This window comes from Agromyces sp. NPDC055658 (genome assembly GCF_053618155.1).
The window spans coordinates 61,692-78,965 of sequence record NZ_JBSHHD010000007.1 but is presented as its reverse complement, the minus strand read 5'-3'; the positions used below and the strand labels follow the sequence as shown (position 1 = coordinate 78,965).

Sequence of the window (17,274 nt, the reverse complement as noted above, 5' to 3'; positions counted from 1 at the left end):
CGGGCCCGGCCGATGGGGCCGCTCACGTGAGCCGGCGGTCGTCGGGCTCCACGATGCGGAACCAGCGATAGCCGTACGCGTCGAGGTGGACCTCGATTCGCCCGCGCTCGTCGAGCGGGTAGGTGTCGGGCGCGAACAGGTCGCTCAGCACGGCGTCGGGCGCGACCCTGCCGAGCTCGAGCGGCACGACCGTCGGCGTCGGGGCGAAGTTGTGGACGGCGACGAAGCGGCCGACATCGGCCGTGATGCGGTGCGCGAGCACCTCGTCGAGACCCGTCGACAGCACGTCGAGCACGCCCCAGCCGATCTCGGGGGAGCTCCGGTACCTGGTCGCGAGCTGCTTGATGAAGGCGAGCAGCGAGTCGGGGTCGTGCATCTGCGCCTCGACGTTCACGTGCTCCGGCGCGTAGCCGTCGGCCGGAGGTGCCGCGGCGAGCCGTGAGGGCGTCGCCCGCGAGAATCCGCCGTTGCGCTCGTCGGTCCACTGCATGGGGGTGCGCACGGCCTGCCGGCCCTTCTGCGCGCCGTTCTCGCCCATGCCGATCTCCTCGCCGTAGAACAGCACGGGTGTTCCGGGCAACGAGAAGAGCAGGCTGTAGACGAGCCTGATCCGGCGCGGGTCCCCGTCGAGCATCGGCGGGAGGCGTCGGACGATCCCCCGACCGTAGACGCGCATCCACTCCTCGGGCGCGAACGCCTCGAAGACCTCGTCGCGCTCGGCGTCCGAGAGCTTGTCGAGGGTGAGCTCGTCGTGGTTCCGCACGAAGTTCGCCCACTGCGCCTCGGGCTCGATGCTCGGCCGCTTCGCGAGCGATGCCGCGAGCGGGCGGGCGTCCTCTCGGGCCAGCGAGAGGTAGAGGGCCTGCATGCCGAGGAAGTCGAACTGCATCGTGAGCTCGGCCGCGTCGCCGACCCGCCCGAAGTACTCGAGCTGCTCGGAGTAGGGCAGATTGACCTCGCCGAGCAGGACCGCCTCGCTCGAGCGCCGCTGCAGGAATCGCCGGAGATCGCGGAGGAACTCGTGCGGGTCGCCGACGTCGACGCCGTCTGGCGGCTCGATGAGGAACGGCACCGCGTCGACCCGGAAGCCGGAGACGCCGAGCTCGAGCCAGAAGCCGACGGTCTTGGCGATCTCGTCGCGCACCGCGGGGTTCGCGATGTTCAGGTCGGGCTGGTGACGGTAGAAGCTGTGCAGGAAGTACTGGCCGGCGCGCTCGTCGAACTCCCAGATCGAGTCCTCCTCGCCCGGGAAGACCGCGTTCGGCGCCTTCGGCGGGTCGTCCTGCCAGACGTACCAGTCGCGGTACGGCGACCTCCGGCTCCGCCTGGCCGACCTGAACCAGGGATGCCTCGCCGACGTGTGGTTCATCACGAGATCGACGATCACGCGCATGCCCCGGTCGCGGGCGGTGCGCGTGAACTCGGCGACGTCGCCGAGCGAGCCCAGCCGCGGGTCGACGCCGAGGAAGTCGGTGATGTCGTACCCGTCGTCGCGGTCGGGGGTCGGTTGGAACGGCATGAGCCAGATGCAGGTCACGCCGAGCTCGGCGAGGTGGTCGAGTCGGTGGGCGAGCCCCTCGAAGTCGCCGAACCCGTCGTCGTTCCAGTCCATGAAGGTCTCGACGTCGAGGCAGTAGACGACCGCGGTCTTCCACCAGAGGTCGCTGCGATCCGTGATCCTCATGCTGAGACCGCCTCGAGGTCGGGAACGACGCGCTCGCCGAAGGTGTCGATGAACGCCTCCTGCTCCGTGCCGACGTGGTGCAGGTAGATCCGGTCGACGCCGAGCTCGGCGATGCGCGCCAGGTGCGCGAGGTGGCGCGCCGGGTCGGCCGAGACGAGCAGCGTGGCGGCGACCTCCTCGGGCGTCGCGTCGGCGGTGCGGGCGTCGAAGTCCTCGGGCCGATCGAGCTCCCACGAGAGGTGCGCCGGCACGAGCCCCTGCCGCCACTGGTCGTGGGCGATCGCCAGCGCCTCCCCGTCGGTGCGAGCCCAGCTCAGGTGCACCTGCACGCCGACCGGCCCGCGACCGCCCGCGCCCCGATAGGCGTCGATGAACTCGCGGAGCGCGTCCCGCGGCTGGTCGACCGTGATCACGCCCTCGGCCCAGCCGGCGGCCGCGCGCGCGGTGTCGGCGCTCACCGCGGCGGCGAGGAGCGGCGCCGGCACCACCGGCAGGCTCCACACCCGCGCGCGATCGACGCGGATCCGCCCGTTCGCGGTCACCTCCTCGCCGGCGAGCAGGCGCCGCATGACGTCGACGGCTTCGACGAGCCGCGCGTCGCGATCGTCCTTCGCCGGCCACGGGTCGCCGGTGACGTGCTCGTTGAGCGCCTCGCCGCTGCCGAGCGCCGCCCAGAATCGACCCGGGTACATCTCGGCGAGGGTGGCGATCTTCTGGGCCGCGACGGCCGGGTGGTACCGCTGTCCTGGAGCCGTCACGACGCCGATGGAGAAGCGCGTGGCCTCGAGCGCCGCGCCGAGCCAGCTCCAGGCGTACCCGGACTGCCCCTGTCGGACGCTCCACGGCTCGAGGTGATCGCTGCACATCGCCGCCCCGAAGCCGGCCTCCTCTGCGCGCTTGACGGCGTCGAGCAACCGCCCGGGCGGCAGCTGCTCGTGCGAGGCATGGAATCCCACCGAGGTCATCTGCATCCTTCCGATGCCCCGAGACTCCCGTGGCCCGTCCGTCGTGGCAACCCCTTGCGCGGTCCCGGCCCGCCGGGTAGCGGCTCACGCCCCCGCGCTCCGGGGCACGGCAGTCGCCGAGGCATCCGCCCCCGTAGGCTGGAGCCATGGCAGAACGCGCTTCATGGTCGCTCGGCAACGCCCTGCGTGGCATCTTCGGGGCGAAGACGATCGACGAGGACACGTGGGACGACCTCGAGGCGGCGCTCATCACCGCCGACTTCGGTCCCGCGGTCACCGAGGAGATCGTCGACCAGATCAGGGCCCAGGTCGAGCGGTTCAAGACGACCGACCCGAAGGACGTGCAGCGGATGCTGCGCGAGATCGTCGAAGAGCGGTTGGCGAAGTACGACCCGACGCTGAAACTCACCGAGCGCCCTGCGGTCGTGCTCGTGGTCGGCGTCAACGGCGTCGGCAAGACCACGACGATCGGCAAGTTCGCACGCTTCCTGCGCACGTACGACCGCTCCGTCGTGGTCGGCGCCGCCGACACGTTCCGCGCCGCAGCGGTCGATCAGCTCGCCACCTGGGCCGATCGCGCGGGCGTCGGCATCGTGCGGCCCGAACGCGAGGGCCAGGACCCGGCCTCGGTCGCGTTCCAGACCGTCGACAAGGCCAAGCAGGACGGCACCGAGATCGTCATCATCGACACGGCCGGCCGGCTGCACACGAAGGGCGGGCTCATGGACGAGCTCGGCAAGATCAAGCGCGTCGTCGAGAAGCAGGCCCCCATCAGCGAGGTGCTGCTCGTGCTCGATGCGACGACCGGGCAGAACGGTCTCGCCCAGGCCGAGGCGTTCATCGAGCACGGGGGAGTGACGGGGCTCGTGCTCACGAAGCTCGACGGATCGGCGAAGGGCGGCTTCGTGCTCGCCGTGCAGGAGAAGACCGGCCTGCCGATCAAGCTCATCGGGCAGGGCGAGGGCATCGGCGACCTCACCGGCTTCACGCCGCACGTCTTCGCCCAGAAGCTCGTCGGATAGCGCAAGGACTCGGGAGGAGAGCCCCATGTCGATCGAACACGACTACTTCGGACTCGTCGGCGACTACTGGTCGGAGACGTTCGAGTACGCCGACCAGCGCGTCGAGGTCGTCCTCGACGCCGACGCCGACCTGGTGTCGACGGCGGCGCTCGACGTCGCGTCGGCGATCGTCGGCGAGCTCGAGCTCGTCGACGACGAGCTGCGGCAGGCGTTCGTCAGCCAGCTCGACACCCGCTCCTCGCCGATCGTGCGATTCCTCGACACGATGCTCGACCCCGAGCTCGAGCAGGCTGACGAGATCGAGGCGGCGATCGGCCGCGAGTCGGGCGACCGCCAGGTCGACGCGCTGCGTTCGCTCAGCCTCGTGCGCGTCGACCTGCGGCCCGACGCCGACGAACCCGGCGACGCGTTCGCCGAGTTCGAGTACGCCCTCGCGCCCGACGACACCGACGAGCGACTCATCGCCGCGATCGACCTCGAGCGCGAGATCGTCGACGTCCGCTTCGAGGGCTGAGCGCCCCGCTCGAGGGCCGAACGCCCGGCCGGAGGAGCCGCGTCGGCCCGCGCAGCGGGGAGGCATCCGGACTCGCTTAGAATCGAAGGCACCATGGCTACCTTCGGAAACCTGTCTGACCGCCTCGCCGAGACCTTCAAGAACCTCCGCACCAAGGGCAAGCTGTCCGCGTCCGACGTCGACGGCACCGTTCGCGAGATCCGTCGCGCGCTGCTCGACGCCGACGTCTCGCTCGACGTGGTCAAGCAGTTCACCGCGCACGTGCGCGAGCGCGCGCTCGGCGACGAGGTCAACAAGGCGCTCAACCCGGCCCAGCAGGTCGTGCAGATCGTCAACGAAGAGCTCGTGGCGATCCTCGGCGGCCAGCAGCGCCGCCTGCAGTTCGCGAAGACCCCGCCGACCGTGATCATGCTCGCAGGCCTCCAGGGCGCCGGAAAGACGACCCTCGCGGGAAAGCTCGCGAAGCACCTCGCGAAGGAGGGGCACACGCCGCTGCTCGTCGCGAGCGACCTGCAGCGCCCGAACGCCGTGAACCAGCTCCAGGTCGTCGGGTCGCAGGCGGGCGTGCCGGTGTACGCACCCGAGCCGGGCAACGGCGTCGGCGACCCGGTGAAGGTCGCGAGAGACGGTGTCGCCGAGGCGCGTCGCGCCCTCCACGACGTCGTCATCATCGACACCGCCGGCCGTCTCGGCGTCGACGCCGAGATGATGAAGCAGGCGTCGAACATCCGCAAGGCGACCGATCCCGACGAGGTGCTCTTCGTCATCGACGCGATGATCGGCCAAGACGCGGTCGCGACCGCCAAGGCCTTCCAGGAGGGCGTCGACTTCACGGGCGTCGTGCTCTCGAAGCTCGACGGCGACGCGCGCGGCGGTGCCGCGCTCTCGGTCGCGTCGATCACCGGGCGCCCGATCATCTTCGCGTCGACGGGCGAGGGGCTCGACGACTTCGAGCCGTTCCACCCCGACCGCATGGCGAGCCGCATCCTCGACCTCGGCGACATCCTCACCCTCATCGAGCAGGCCCAGCAGGCCTTCGACGAGGAGGAGGCGATGAAGGTCGCCGAGAAGCTCGCGAAGGAGCAGTTCACCCTCGAGGACTTCCTCGCGCAGATGCAGCAGCTGCGCGGCGCCGGCTCGATCAAGAAGATGCTCGGCATGCTGCCGGGCGCGGGCGGCATGAAGCAGCAGCTCGAGAACTTCGACGAGCGCGAGATCGTGCGCACCGAGGCGATCATCCAGTCGATGACCCCGGCCGAGCGGCAGAACACGAAGCTCCTGAACGGCTCGCGACGCCTGCGCATCGCGAAGGGCTCCGGCATGACCGTGACGGACGTGAACCAGCTCGTGCAGCGGTTCGAACAGGCCGCGAAGATGATGAAGACCGTCGCGCGCGGCGGTGTGCCGCAGATTCCCGGCATGGGGCCGATCCCGGGTGCCGGCGGCTACGGCGGCGGCAAGCGGCAGGCGGCCAAGAACAAGAAGAAGTCGGGCGGCTCGCGTTCGGGCAACCCCGCGAAGCGTGCCGCCGAGAACGCGGCGATCGCACAGGGCGTCACGCCCGCCGGCCAGGGCGCGCCCGCGGGTTCGGGCTTCGGGCTCGGCGGCGCGAAGCCCGACGGGCCGAGCGAGCAGGACCTCGCTGCGATGCAGAAGCTGCTCGGCGGCCGGTAGGCGCCGGCTGCGCGGCCGGCAGGCGCCGACCGGCGCCCGCACGGGCGTCAGCGGCCGTCCATGCCCTCGCGCAGCTCCCGTGCGAGGTGGGCGACGACGGCTCGCAGGTCGCCCCCGGATGCCTCGGCGACGTGCACCTGCCGCTGCGCGCTGGCCCCCGCCGCGACCATGTGCGCGACCTCCGCGAGTTCGTTCGCGCAGCCGAGGCGCGCTGCGACGGGGGCGAGGGTCTCGACGAGTTCGACGAGATCGGCGGAGACGGGGCGCTCCGAGCCCGAGGCATCCGTGATGACCACGGCCTCGAGCCCGTAGCGGGCGGCCCGCCACTTGTTCTCCCGGGTGTACCAGGGCTGCAGCACCTCGAGCGGCTCGCCGTGGTCGAGCCGGGTCGACATCCATTCGACGAGGCACTGCACGAGGGCGCCGATCGCGCCGAGCTCGCGGGCGGTCGAGACGCCGTCGCACACGCGCACCTCGATCGTGCCCCAGCGCGGCGACGGCCGGATGTCCCAGCGGACCTCGCTGTGGTCCTCGATGACGCCCGTGCGCTGCAGGTCGTCGACGAAGCGCTCGTACGCGGCCCAGTCGTCGAGCCGGTAGGGGAGCCCCGCGGTCGGCAGCTGTTGGAACATGAGCGCCCGGTTCGACGCGTAGCCGGTTTCGACCCCGGCCCAGTACGGGCTCGAGGCGCTGAGCGCCTGCAGGTGCGGCAGGTAGGTGAGCAGGCCGTCGAGCAGGGGCAGCGCCTTGTCGCGATCCTCGACGCCGACGTGCACGTGCACGCCCCAGATCATCATGTTGCGACCCCACCACCGGGTGCGCTCGATGAGCTTGTGGTAGCGCGGCTTGTCGGTGAGATGCTGGTCGTACCACTGGCTGTACGGGTGCGATCCGGCGCAGATGAGCTCGTAGTCGCCGAGCTGCTCGACGACGGTCCGCACCTCGGCGAGCTGGTGCTCGAGGTCGGCGACCGCGGCGGCCACCGTCGCGTGCACGCTCGAGACGAGCTCGACCGTGTTCGTCAGCAGCTCCGAGGTGATGAACGGGTGCTGCCCGCCGGGGCTGATCGCGTCGAGCATGGCGAGCACGCGATCGCCGACAGAGGCGAGCTCGCCCGTGCTGCGATCGACGATCGCGATCTCCCACTCGAGACCGACGGTCGAGCGCGGCGACCGGGCGAACTCGATCGACATGGACGGCCCTCCTCGGGCGGGTCGCCCGACCCGCCCCGTGCGGCAATCATGACACGGTCGAGACGGTCGGGGCGGGGTGCGACGCCGCGTGACGCGCCGATCGCCGAGGGCGCTCGGTTCGATGGCACGAGGCGCCGATTGGCATACGATGTGGCACATGATGTATCACGTGCGCGGTGCGCGATGAGTCCGGAGCCGATCCGGCTGCTCGAGGTGCAGAGCCTTCGCGAGCAGGTCGAGCGCACCCTGTCGTCGCGCATCGTCGCGGGCGAGTTCGCGCCCGGCACGGTGCTCACGGTACCGACCCTCGCGAACGAGTTCGGCGTGAGCGCCACGCCCGTGCGCGAGGCGATGCTGAACCTCGCACGGCGGGGATTCCTGAGTCCCATCCGCAATCGCGGCTTCCGGGTGACCGAGGTCTCCGACGACGAGCTCCGCGAGCTCCGCGAGGTGCGGGTGCTGCTCGAGGCCCCGCCCATGCGCGCGATCGCCGGCAAGGTGCCCGCCGGCACGGTCGGCGAACTCCTGGCGCTCGCCGACGAGATCGTGAGCGCCGGACGCGAAGGGCGCTTCGAGGACTACCTCGAGGCCGACACCACGTTCCACCTGACGCTGCTCGAGCTCACGGGCAACCGGCACCTCGTGCGCCTCGTGCGCGAGCTGCGGCAGCAGACTCGTCTCGTCGGGCTCGTGGACCTCGCCGAGACCGACGCGCTCGCGGCGTCGTCGCTCGAGCACGCCGAGCTCGTGCGGCTGCTCGTCGACGGCGACGGCGAGGCGGCCGAGCAGCTCATGCGCCGCCACATCGGGCATGTCGCGGGGCTCTGGAGCGGTCGCGACGAGTAGTCGCACTGGCGACGACCGATTACCGGGCCGTGGGATGCCTCGCGGTCGGCGAGGCTGCCGGGAGGCCGTTCGGCGTCGTGGTTTGCGCGATGGTCGATCATGAGTAATATGTCACGTACCGCACGGCGGCGTGGCACCAGCGACGCGAGCCCGAGGTCATGCAATGACGCAGACAGAGGAGAGTCCCCATGTCCCACGCTCCACGGCGCCGTACGCGCCTCCTGCAGTTCGCCGCCGCGGCGAGCCTCGTGATCGCCACCGCCGGTTGCTCCGGCGGCCTTGGTGGTGGGGGCGATGACGGCGGCTCCGACGACGGCCCGATCAAGCTCGGCATGCTGGCGCCGTTCTCGGGCAGCGAGTCGGCCTTCGGCGAGTACATGCAGAACGGCGCCCAGCTCGCCGTGGACGAGCTCAACGCCGACGGAGGCGTGCTCGGCCGCGACCTCGAGCTCGTCGTCGAAGACGACGCCTGCGACGCGACCACCGCCGTCGCCGGTGCGAACAAGCTCGTCACCGACGGCATCGCCGCCTCGGTCGGCGGCTACTGCTCGGGCGCGACGCTGCCCACGCTGCCGATCTTCGACGAGGCGGGCATCCCCATGGTCATCCCCGCGGCGAACTCGAACGAGCTCGTCGAGCAGCAGCTCCCCGGCGTCTTCCTCATCAACGGCACCGGCACCCAGCAGGCTCAGGCCGCCGTCGCCTACTCGGAGAAGATCGGCGCCTCCTCGGTCGCCGCGATCGACGACGCGACCGCATACTCCGCCGACCTCGCGGCATCCTTCGTCGAGCAGGCGACCGACGCCGGCCTCGACGTCGCGTTCGAGGCGACCATCACGCCGGGCGAGAACGACTACTCGGCGGTCGCCACGCAGCTCGCCAACGAGCAGCCCGCCCTCGTCTACTGGACCGGCTACTACCAGGAGGGCGGCCTGATCGCCCGCCAGGCGAAGGACGCCGGCTTCGACGGCGTGTTCCTCGTCGGCGACGGCTCGGTCGACGCCAAGTTCGCCGAGATCGCGGGCGACGGCTACACCGACAACGTCGTGGGGACCTTCACCCAGACGCCCGACATGATCGAGGGTGCCGACGAGTGGATCGCCGACTACACGGAGCTCGCGGGTGCGGCCCCCGGTCCGTACTCGACGCAGTCGTACGACGCCGTCCGCGTCATCGCGCAGGCCATGGAGGACGCCGGGTCGACCGACTTCGACGAGGTCGTCGCAGGCCTCGAGGGGCTCGAGGACTTCGACACCTTCGCCGGCCCCCTGACCTTCACCGACGACCACACCCTCTCGGGCGGCGGCTTCGTGATCGTCGCGATCGACCCGGCCACCGGTGCCTTCGTGCTGAAGGACGACCTGCAGGGTTGAGCCGCCGGGGCGGGGGCGCGAGCCCCCGCCCCGCCTCGAACCCCCAGGCCCCCGGCGGAAAGGACACCGCTGTCGTGATGCAACTCATCTGGAACGGGCTCATCGTCGGCTCGTTCTACGCACTCGTCGCGCTCGGCTACAGCATGGTCTACGGGATCATCAAGCTGCTGAACTTCGCGCACGGCGACATCTACATGCTCGGCGCCTTCGTCGGGTTCTTCACCCTCTCGGCGTTCGGCATCTCGAACGAGACCTCGATCCCGCTGCTGCTCGTCATCATGCTGCTCTCGATGGTGACGACGGGCCTCATCGGCGTCGGCATCGAGCGGATCGCCTACCGGCCGCTCCGCAACAGCCCGCGGCTCGCCGTGCTCATCACCGCGATCGGCGTGTCGTTCACGCTCGAGTACGGCGTGCGCCAGCTGTTCGGGCCCAACCCCGAGGCGTTCCCGATCCGGCTCGCCTCGACCGGGTTCGACGTGCTCGGCATGCGCATCACGGCCTCGCAGCTCGTGCTCGTCGTCATCGCGGCCGTGCTCATGCTCGTGCTCGCGCACATCGTCGAGCGCACGAGCCAGGGCCGAGCGATGCGTGCGATCGCCCTCGACCCCCAGGGCGCCCAGCTCATGGGGGTCAACGTCAACCGGGTCATCGCGACCGTCTTCTTCATCGGCTCCGCCCTCGCGGGCGCGGCCGGCGTCATGGCGGGTGCGTACTACGGCTCGATCGACTTCCTGATGGGCTTCATCATCGGGCTCAAGGCGTTCACCGCCGCGGTCATCGGCGGCATCGGCAACCTCTACGGCGCCATGCTCGGCGGGCTGCTGCTCGGCCTCCTCGAATCGTTCGGCGCGGCGTGGTTCGGCGGCGAGTGGCGCGACGTGTTCTCGTTCGCGTTCCTCATCCTGTTCCTCACCTTCAAACCCACCGGGCTCCTCGGCGCCCGCGTCGTCGAGAGGATGTGACATGGCCGGCCGACTCGACCAGGCGCTCAAGCACGCGCCGCTGCGCGCGCCGTCGCCGCTCTTCGATCGTCCGCGCGCCCCGCGCGGCGTGTTCACCTCGCAGACCGGCTTCCTCCGGGCGCTCGGCGGCCTCGCCGTCGTGCTGCTCCTCGTGCTCCCGTTCATGGACGCGTCGCGGTACACGATGTCGATCGCGACGAGCGCCCTCATCTACGTCATGCTCTGCATGGGCCTCAACGTGGTCGTGGGCTTCGCGGGACTGCTCGACCTCGGGTACATCGCCTTCTTCGCCGTGGGCGCCTACGTCTCGGGCATCTTCACGACGGTGCTCGGCTTCCCGATGTGGCTCTCGCTCATCGCCACGATCTGCGCGTGCATCATCGCGGGAATCATCATCGGCGCCCCCACGCTGCGCCTGCGCAGCGACTACCTCGCGATCGTGACGCTCGGCTTCGGCGAGATCATCCGGATCACGGCGAACAACCTCGACATCACGGGCGGCCCGAGCGGCATCCACGGCATCCCGTCGTGGGAGTTCGGCGGCTGGAGCTTCGACGACGGCTTCTCGATCGGCGGCATCGAGTTCCCCGGCTACGTGGTGTTCTACTACTTCGTCGCGCTCGTCGTCGTGGTCGTCGGCGTGATCGGGGCGGGCCGCCTCGGCAAGGGCAAGATGGGCCGCGCCTGGAAGGCCGTGCGCGACGACGAGGACGCCGCCGAGGCGATGGGCATCAACACCTACATCGCGAAGATCTCGGCGTACATCATCGGCGCCGTGTGGGCCGGCATGGCCGGACAGCTCATGGCGACGCACCTGTCGGCGATCAGCCCGAACAGCTTCCAGTTCCTGTACTCGGCCCTCATCCTCATGGCGGTCGTGCTCGGCGGAATGGGCTCGACGCCCGGCGTCATCATCGGCGCGCTGTTCGTCTCGCTCGCCCCCGAGCTCCTGCGCGACTTCGCCGAGTGGCGGTTCCTGATCTTCGGCGTGCTGCTCGTCGTCGTGATGCTGTTCCGACCGGCCGGGCTCTGGCCGGCGACCGCGGTGCTGCCGTGGCTGAAGCGGCAGAAGCCGCAGCCGCCGCCCTTCACCTCCGCCGTGTCGGCGGTCGACCACGGCGAGCCGACCGTGCCGCCGAGCGTGATGGAGTCGGTCGACGGCCTGCCGGCGACCGACGCCGAGGAGGGGAGGCAGCCGTGAGCGCGCTCCTGGAGGTCCGCGACCTGCGACTGCAGTTCGGCGGCGTGAAGGCCGTCGACGGCCTCAGCTTCGAGGTCCGGACCGGTGAGATCCTCGCGGTGATCGGCCCGAACGGCGCCGGCAAGACGAGCGCGTTCAACTGCATCTCCGCGTTCTACCTGCCGACGTCGGGCTCGGTCGAGTTCGACGGCAATCGCATCGTTCGCGAGGTGCCAGGGTTCTGGCGGCGGCTCGGCCTCACCCATCTGCTCCAGAGCTTCGGCTTCTACCGGGTGCTCCCGTCGAGGGTCACGAAGTGGGGCATGGCCCGCACGTTCCAGAACCTGCGGCTCTTCCGGGAGCTCAGCGTGCTCGACAACGTGAAGACGGCGATGCACGCGAACCTGCGCGAGGGGTTCTGGTCGACGCTGCTGCACACGCCCGGATACCGCAGGGCGGAGGAGGCGTGCGCCCGCGAGGCGCGCGGCTGGCTCGACTTCGTCGGCTTCGCCGAGGACGAGAACCTCTACGTGACGCAGCTGCCCTACGGCGAGCAGCGTCGGGTCGAGATCGCCCGCGCGCTCGCGACGAGCCCGAAGCTGCTGCTGCTCGACGAGCCCGCCGCGGGCCTCAACTTCAACGAGAAGCAGTCGCTCATGGAGCTGATCCGCAAGATCCGAGACATGGGGGTGGCGGTCGTCCTGATCGAGCACGACATGGGCCTCGTCATGGAGCTCGCCGAGCGCATCGTCGTGCTGAACTACGGCAAGGAGATCGCCGACGGCACGCCCGAGGAGATCAAGAACGACCCGGTCGTCATCGAGGCCTACCTCGGCGTCGACGAGGATGAGGGCGGCGCCACGAGCACCGCCCGTGCGGACGGAGGCCGATCGTGAGCGTGCTCGAGGTGAACGAGGCCGACGTCTACTACGGCCGGGTGCATGCCCTGCGAGGGCTGAGCTTCGCGGTCGAGGAGGGCGAGATCGTGTGCCTGCTCGGCAACAACGGCGCGGGCAAGTCGACGACGATGAACATGCTCTCCGGCCTCGTACGGCCGAAGTCGGGAGAGGTGCGCTGGAACGGCCTCGACCTGACGACCGCGAAGCCGTGGAACATCGTCTCGGCGGGGCTCCTCCACGTGCCTGAGGGGCGGCGCATCTTCTCGACGATGACCGTGCACGAGAACCTGCTGCTCGGCGGCTACACCGTGCGCGACAAACGGGCGATCCAGACCAGGCTCGACGAGGTGTACGGCCTCATGCCGCGCCTCGCCGAGCGGCGCAGGCAGCAGGGCGGAACGCTCTCGGGCGGCGAGCAGCAGATGGTCGCGATCGGCCGGGCGCTCATCGGCGGGCCGAAGCTGCTGCTGCTCGACGAGCCCTCCATGGGGCTCGCACCGCTCATCGTGAAGCAGGTGATGGAGATCATCCAGCAGGTGAACGCCCAGGGCACGACCGTGCTGCTCGTCGAGCAGAACGCCCGTGCGGCCCTCAAGATCGCGCATCGCGCGTACGTCGTCGAGACCGGTGCGGTGACCCTGTCGGGTCCCGCCGCCGAGCTCGCCGCCGATCCGCGCGTGGTCGAGGCGTACCTCGGCGCGTGAGCGCACGCCGCATCGAAACGACAGGGAAAGGGGTGGCGCGGTGCGCGTCATCGTGATCGGCGCCGGGGCGATCGGCGCGGCCAGTGCACTCGCGCTCGCCGAGGCGGGTGCCGAGGTGGTCGTCGTCGATCGGGCCGGCGTCGCGGGGGAGACCTCGAGCCGGTGCGAGGGCAACATCCTCGTCTCCGACAAGGGCCCGGGCGCCGAGGCCGAGCTCGCGATCGTCGCGAATCGCGCCTGGCGTGCACTCGCCGAGCGGCTCGACGCCGACCGCGGGCCGGGACAGCCGGCGACCGAGTTCGAGGCGAAGGGCGGCGTCGTCGTCGCATTCCCAGGCGGCGAGGCAGCGCTCGGCGCGTTCGCCGCGTCCCAGCGCGGCATCGGCATCACGGCGAACGAGGTGGATGCCTCGGCGCTGCGCGCGCTCGAGCCCCACCTGTCGCCGGAGGTCGTGCGAGGCATCCACTACCCCGACGACGCGCAGGTGCAGCCGAGCCTCGCGACCCAGGCGATGCTCGCCCGGGCCGTGCGCCTCGGGGCGACCGTCCGCGTGACGGAGGCGACCGGAGCCCGGGTGCGCGCGGGCCGGGCCATCGGCGTCGAGACGCCGGAAGGCCCGATCGAGGGCGACGCCGTCGTGAACTGCGCGGGGCCGTGGGCGGGCGAGGTCGCGGCACGCTTCGGCGCCCGGCTCGACATCCGGCCGCGCCGCGGCCTCATCCTCGTGACGGTGCCGATGCCGCAGCGCGTCTTCCACAAGGTCTACGACGCCGACTACGTCGGCGCGGTCGGCTCCGCGGATGCTGCCCTGCAGACCTCGACCGTCGTCGAGTCGACCCCGGCGGGCACCGTGCTGATCGGCTCGAGCCGCGAACGCGTCGGGTTCTCGGAGTCGAACACGCTGCCGGCGCTCGCCGAGATCGCGGCGAAGGCGGCTCGGCTGTTCCCGTTCCTCGCCGACACGATGCTGCTGCGCAGCTACCACGGCTTCCGCCCGTACGCCCCCGACCACCTGCCGGCGATCGGCGCCGACGGCGAGGTCGCCGGGCTCTTCCACGCGGCCGGCCACGAGGGCGCGGGCATCGGGCTCGCGCCGACGACCGGCGACCTCGTCGCGCACGCCGTCCTCGGCGTGCCCGCGCCGATCGACCCGGCGCCGTTCCTGCCCACGAGGGCCGCACTGCGGGAGGAGGCCGCATGACCATCCGCATCAGCTTCGACGGCGACGAGGTCCTCGGGCGCGAGGGCCAGACGATCGCCGGGGTGCTGCTCGCCTCCGGGCGCCGGAGCTGGCGCACCGCCGACGGGGAGGAGCGCGGCGTGTTCTGCGGCATCGGCGTCTGCCAGGACTGCGTCGTGACCGTGAACGGGGTCGGGAGCGTGCGCGCCTGCCAGCGCACGGCGTGCGACGGCGATGCGATCGAGCGGGAGGTGCGATGAAGCGACGGGTCGTCATCCTCGGGGCGGGGCCGGCCGGCCTCGCCGCCGCGCAGGCCGCGCTCGCCCACGGGGCCGACGTCGTCGTGATCGACGAGGGCGAGCGGGTCGGCGGGCAGTTCTGGCGCCACCACGACACGCTCACCGATCGTCGCCTCCAGCATCAGTGGGCGAGGTTCGAGCGGTTGCGCGGCGCGCTCGAGCGGGCGACGGTGCACGCCTCGACGAGCGTCTGGCGCGTCGACACCGAGCACGGGGTGCGCGTGCACGCGCTGCACGGCCCGGTGGACGCCGTCGATCGCGAACCGCTCGTGATCGACGCCGATGCCCTCGTGATCGCGACGGGCGCGCACGACCGTGCCCTCCCGGTTCCGGGCTGGACCCTGCCTGGCGTCACGACCGCCGGTGCCGCCCAGGCGCTGGCCAAACGCGACGGGGTCGCGCTCGGCGGGCGCACGGTGGTCGCAGGTGCTGGCCCGTTCCTGCTGCCGGTCGCGGCGAGCCTCGCGCAGGTCGGCGGCGAGGTCGTCGAGGTCGTCGAGGCGGCCGGCGCCCGTGCGATCGCACGCGGTTGGGGTCGGGCCCCGTGGCAGTTCGCCGGGGTCGCGGGCAAGGCGGGGGAACTGGGGGAGTACGCGCTCTCGCTCGCACGCCACCGCACGCCCTACCGGATCGGGCAGGCCGTGACCCGGATCCACGGCGAGCGCGCCGTCGAGGGAGTCACGATCCAGCGCGTCGACGCCCGTTGGCGCCCGATCGCCGGCACGGAACGCCACGTCGAGTGCGACGCGGTCGCGCTCGGGCACGGGTTCACGCCGCGGATCGAGGCCGCGATCCAGGCCGGCTGCGCGATCTCGCCCGACCGGTTCGTCGTGGTCGACGCACGTCAGGGCACGAGCGTCGCGGGGGTCTTCGCGGCCGGCGAGGTCACCGGCATCGGGGGCGCCGACGCCGCACTCGCCGAAGGTGCCGTCGCGGGCTTCGCCGCCGCCGGGGGAGACCCGGCCGACGCGAGGATGCGAGGGCCGCTCGCGGCGCGCCGGCGCATGCACGCGTTCGCCGCGCGCCTCGCGACGCACGACATCGCACCGGGGTGGACCGCCTGGCTCGACGACGAGACGATCATGTGCCGGTGCGAGTCGGTCACCGTCGCCCGCTTGACCGCGGCGGCCGGGGCGGCGGGCTCGAGCCGAGGCATCCGCCTCGCCACGCGCGCAGGACTCGGCGCCTGCCAGGGGCGGACCTGCGGACGCAGCGTGGAGGCCCTGCTCGGCCGGCCGCTCGGCCTCGACCGGCGACCGGTCCTCTCGTCGGTGCGGATCGGCGAGCTCGCCGCCTGCGCCGATGAAGCACCCGCCGCGTCGGCCGACGCCGGCTGAGGCTCGACGATGCGCTCGGCAGCCACCCGTTCCTAGGAGTAGTGTGTGATATATTACATAGCACGTATCGCGACAAGGGAGCCGCCAATGACCGCCACCGCAACCGGAGAACGCATCGCCCCGCCCGGCGACGACGAGGCGCGCCGCGTCCGCAAGGTCATGCGCTCCTCGGCAATCGGGCATTTCGTCGAGTGGTTCGACTTCGCGGTCTACGCGTACGCGGCTCCGGTGATCGCGTCGCTCTTCTTCCCCGACTCCGACCCGGCTGCGGCCCTCATGGCCGTCTTCGCGATCTACGCGGTCGGCTTCGTCGCCCGCCCGATCGGCGCGTTCCTGCTCGGCCACCTCGGCGACCGGTTCGGCCGCAAGCGCGTGCTCGCCGGCGTCATCCTCGTCATGGGCGTCTCCACGACGCTCATCGGCCTGCTGCCGACCTACGCCGTCATCGGGGTCGCCGCGCCCGTGCTGCTCATCCTGCTGCGCATGGTGCAGGGCCTCTCCGCCGCAGGCGAGACGATCGGCTCGAACTCGTTCGTCGCCGAGCACTCGCCGACCGCGCGCCGCGGGCTCAACGTCGGCCTCGTGTACACGTGGTCGAACCTGCCGCCCGTCATCGCCGCCCTGCTGGTGCTCGCGCTCACGACCGTGCTCTCGCCCGAGGCGTACGAGACCTGGGGCTGGCGCGTGCCGTTCCTGCTCGGCGCGCCCCTCGCCGTCGTCGGCCTCTACATCCGCTCCCGCGTCGACGAGTCGCCCGCCTTCCTCGAGATGCGCGAGAGCCGCCAGGTCGAGTCGGCGCCGATCCGCACGGTGTTCCGCGAGCAGTGGCGCAACATGGTCGTCTGCTTCAGCATCGCCGCCGTCGCGAGCCTCGGCTACTACTCGCTCACCGGCTACTTCTACTCGTACATGACCGTGACCATCGGCCTCGACTCGTCGGCCGCGCTCATCTCGAACAGCATCGCCCTGCTCATCACCTTCTTCACCGTGCCAGTCGCGGCGTACTGCTCCGACCGCATCGGCCGACGCCGAATGCTGCTGATCGCCGGCCTCTTCGGCGCGCTCGTCGCCGTGCCCGCGTACCTGCTCGTCGGCGTCGGCACGCTCGGCGCCGCGGTCGTGAGCCAGGGCCTGCTCGGTCTCGCGCTCGGGCTCTTCTTCGGCCCGGCGGGTGCGGCCTTCGTCGAGCTCTTCCCCGCGCGGGTGCGGTACACGGGAGCCTCGATCAGCTACAACCTCGCGTTCACGATCTTCGGCGGCACCGCACCGCTCATCGCCACGTGGCTCATCGGGCTCACCGGCTCGACCGTGGCGCCGGCCTGGTACGTCGTCGCGGTCACGGTGCTCGCGCTCCTCGTCGTGCTCACGATGCCCGAGACGAACCGGCGTTCGATGCGCGACTGACCACCACCTCCGGCATCACCCGCGGACTTCACCAA

Annotated in this window: 16 protein-coding genes; 13 read left to right on the top strand and 3 right to left on the bottom strand. The window is 71.2% G+C overall.

The annotated features are described in order from the left end of the window. Positions 1–22: 22 nt before the first annotated feature. Entirely contained in the window at positions 23–1,684 is a 1,662-nt protein-coding gene (locus ACWGPE_RS05285; RefSeq protein WP_231430731.1) for an alpha-amylase family protein, read from the bottom strand. Further along, positions 1,681–2,649 carry a TIGR03885 family FMN-dependent LLM class oxidoreductase gene (locus ACWGPE_RS05280; RefSeq protein WP_231430732.1) on the bottom strand — a complete coding sequence of 323 codons (969 nt, stop codon included), beginning with the start codon at positions 2,647–2,649 and terminating at the stop codon, positions 1,681–1,683. The genes ACWGPE_RS05285 and ACWGPE_RS05280 overlap by 4 nt, the downstream gene beginning before the upstream one ends. 146 nt (positions 2,650–2,795) lie before the next feature. Here ACWGPE_RS05280 and ftsY point away from each other — a divergent pair, with 146 nt between their 5' ends. The 3 genes from ftsY (at position 2,796) to ffh (ending at position 5,859) form a co-directional block, all read left to right on the top strand. Then, entirely contained in the window at positions 2,796–3,671 is an 876-nt protein-coding gene (gene ftsY, locus ACWGPE_RS05275) for a signal recognition particle-docking protein FtsY (RefSeq protein WP_231430733.1), read from the top strand. Between the two features lie 25 nt (positions 3,672–3,696). Beyond that, entirely contained in the window at positions 3,697–4,185 is a 489-nt protein-coding gene (locus ACWGPE_RS05270) for a DUF2004 domain-containing protein (RefSeq protein WP_231430734.1), read from the top strand. 93 nt (positions 4,186–4,278) lie between these two features. Next, positions 4,279–5,859 (top strand): signal recognition particle protein, encoded by a 1,581-nt coding sequence (gene ffh / locus ACWGPE_RS05265; protein ID WP_231430735.1) that lies wholly within the window; start codon positions 4,279–4,281, stop codon positions 5,857–5,859. 47 nt (positions 5,860–5,906) lie between these two features. Here the strand turns inward: ffh and ACWGPE_RS05260 are convergent, their stop codons facing one another. Beyond that, the gene (locus ACWGPE_RS05260) at positions 5,907–7,052 is read right to left on the bottom strand and encodes a glutamate--cysteine ligase (protein ID WP_231430736.1); all 1,146 of its coding nucleotides are present in this window, start codon (positions 7,050–7,052) and stop codon (positions 5,907–5,909) included. 183 nt (positions 7,053–7,235) lie between these two features. Here ACWGPE_RS05260 and ACWGPE_RS05255 point away from each other — a divergent pair, with 183 nt between their 5' ends. The 10 genes from ACWGPE_RS05255 to ACWGPE_RS05210 all read left to right on the top strand — a co-directional run bounded on the left by ACWGPE_RS05255 (position 7,236) and on the right by ACWGPE_RS05210 (position 17,239). Next, the gene (locus tag ACWGPE_RS05255) at positions 7,236–7,898 is read left to right on the top strand and encodes a GntR family transcriptional regulator (RefSeq protein WP_376931487.1); all 663 of its coding nucleotides are present in this window, start codon (positions 7,236–7,238) and stop codon (positions 7,896–7,898) included. A 188-nt stretch (positions 7,899–8,086) separates the two neighbouring features. Further along, the gene (locus tag ACWGPE_RS05250) at positions 8,087–9,271 is read left to right on the top strand and encodes a branched-chain amino acid ABC transporter substrate-binding protein (RefSeq protein WP_231430738.1); all 1,185 of its coding nucleotides are present in this window, start codon (positions 8,087–8,089) and stop codon (positions 9,269–9,271) included. A 77-nt stretch (positions 9,272–9,348) separates the two neighbouring features. Beyond that, positions 9,349–10,236, top strand: a complete 888-nt coding sequence (locus ACWGPE_RS05245; protein ID WP_231432314.1) for a branched-chain amino acid ABC transporter permease — start codon at positions 9,349–9,351, stop codon at positions 10,234–10,236. A 1-nt stretch (position 10,237) separates the two neighbouring features. Further along, positions 10,238–11,437 carry a branched-chain amino acid ABC transporter permease gene (locus tag ACWGPE_RS05240; RefSeq protein WP_231430739.1) on the top strand — a complete coding sequence of 400 codons (1,200 nt, stop codon included), beginning with the start codon at positions 10,238–10,240 and terminating at the stop codon, positions 11,435–11,437. After that, positions 11,434–12,312, top strand: coding sequence for an ABC transporter ATP-binding protein (locus tag ACWGPE_RS05235; protein ID WP_231430740.1), 879 nt, complete (start codon positions 11,434–11,436; stop codon positions 12,310–12,312). Before ACWGPE_RS05240 ends, ACWGPE_RS05235 begins: the two co-directional genes overlap by 4 nt. Continuing rightward, positions 12,309–13,019, top strand: a complete 711-nt coding sequence (locus ACWGPE_RS05230; protein ID WP_275506841.1) for an ABC transporter ATP-binding protein — start codon at positions 12,309–12,311, stop codon at positions 13,017–13,019. The genes ACWGPE_RS05235 and ACWGPE_RS05230 overlap by 4 nt, the downstream gene beginning before the upstream one ends. Before the next feature lie 40 nt (positions 13,020–13,059). After that, on the top strand, positions 13,060–14,220 hold the full coding sequence (locus ACWGPE_RS05225; RefSeq protein ID WP_231430741.1) for an NAD(P)/FAD-dependent oxidoreductase: 1,161 nt from the start codon (positions 13,060–13,062) through the stop codon (positions 14,218–14,220). Continuing rightward, the gene (locus tag ACWGPE_RS05220; RefSeq protein ID WP_231430742.1) at positions 14,217–14,459 is read left to right on the top strand and encodes a (2Fe-2S)-binding protein; all 243 of its coding nucleotides are present in this window, start codon (positions 14,217–14,219) and stop codon (positions 14,457–14,459) included. Before ACWGPE_RS05225 ends, ACWGPE_RS05220 begins: the two co-directional genes overlap by 4 nt. Continuing rightward, entirely contained in the window at positions 14,456–15,835 is a 1,380-nt protein-coding gene (locus tag ACWGPE_RS05215) for an FAD-dependent oxidoreductase (protein WP_231430743.1), read from the top strand. The genes ACWGPE_RS05220 and ACWGPE_RS05215 overlap by 4 nt, the downstream gene beginning before the upstream one ends. Positions 15,836–15,922: 87 nt before the next feature. Further along, positions 15,923–17,239, top strand: a complete 1,317-nt coding sequence (locus ACWGPE_RS05210; RefSeq protein ID WP_231430744.1) for an MFS transporter — start codon at positions 15,923–15,925, stop codon at positions 17,237–17,239. The last annotated feature ends 35 nt before the right edge of the window (positions 17,240–17,274 follow it).

Coding starts and splice junctions, on each gene's coding strand:
- ACWGPE_RS05285 (WP_231430731.1), bottom strand. CDS start 1,684: ATGAGGATCACGGATCGCAGCGACCTCTGGTGGAAGACCGCGGTCGTC.
- ACWGPE_RS05280 (WP_231430732.1), bottom strand. CDS start 2,649: ATGACCTCGGTGGGATTCCATGCCTCGCACGAGCAGCTGCCGCCCGGG.
- ftsY (WP_231430733.1), top strand. CDS start 2,796: ATGGCAGAACGCGCTTCATGGTCGCTCGGCAACGCCCTGCGTGGCATC.
- ACWGPE_RS05270 (WP_231430734.1), top strand. CDS start 3,697: ATGTCGATCGAACACGACTACTTCGGACTCGTCGGCGACTACTGGTCG.
- ffh (WP_231430735.1), top strand. CDS start 4,279: ATGGCTACCTTCGGAAACCTGTCTGACCGCCTCGCCGAGACCTTCAAG.
- ACWGPE_RS05260 (WP_231430736.1), bottom strand. CDS start 7,052: ATGTCGATCGAGTTCGCCCGGTCGCCGCGCTCGACCGTCGGTCTCGAG.
- ACWGPE_RS05255 (WP_376931487.1), top strand. CDS start 7,236: ATGAGTCCGGAGCCGATCCGGCTGCTCGAGGTGCAGAGCCTTCGCGAG.
- ACWGPE_RS05250 (WP_231430738.1), top strand. CDS start 8,087: ATGTCCCACGCTCCACGGCGCCGTACGCGCCTCCTGCAGTTCGCCGCC.
- ACWGPE_RS05245 (WP_231432314.1), top strand. CDS start 9,349: ATGCAACTCATCTGGAACGGGCTCATCGTCGGCTCGTTCTACGCACTC.
- ACWGPE_RS05240 (WP_231430739.1), top strand. CDS start 10,238: ATGGCCGGCCGACTCGACCAGGCGCTCAAGCACGCGCCGCTGCGCGCG.
- ACWGPE_RS05220 (WP_231430742.1), top strand. CDS start 14,217: ATGACCATCCGCATCAGCTTCGACGGCGACGAGGTCCTCGGGCGCGAG.
- ACWGPE_RS05215 (WP_231430743.1), top strand. CDS start 14,456: ATGAAGCGACGGGTCGTCATCCTCGGGGCGGGGCCGGCCGGCCTCGCC.
- ACWGPE_RS05210 (WP_231430744.1), top strand. CDS start 15,923: ATGACCGCCACCGCAACCGGAGAACGCATCGCCCCGCCCGGCGACGAC.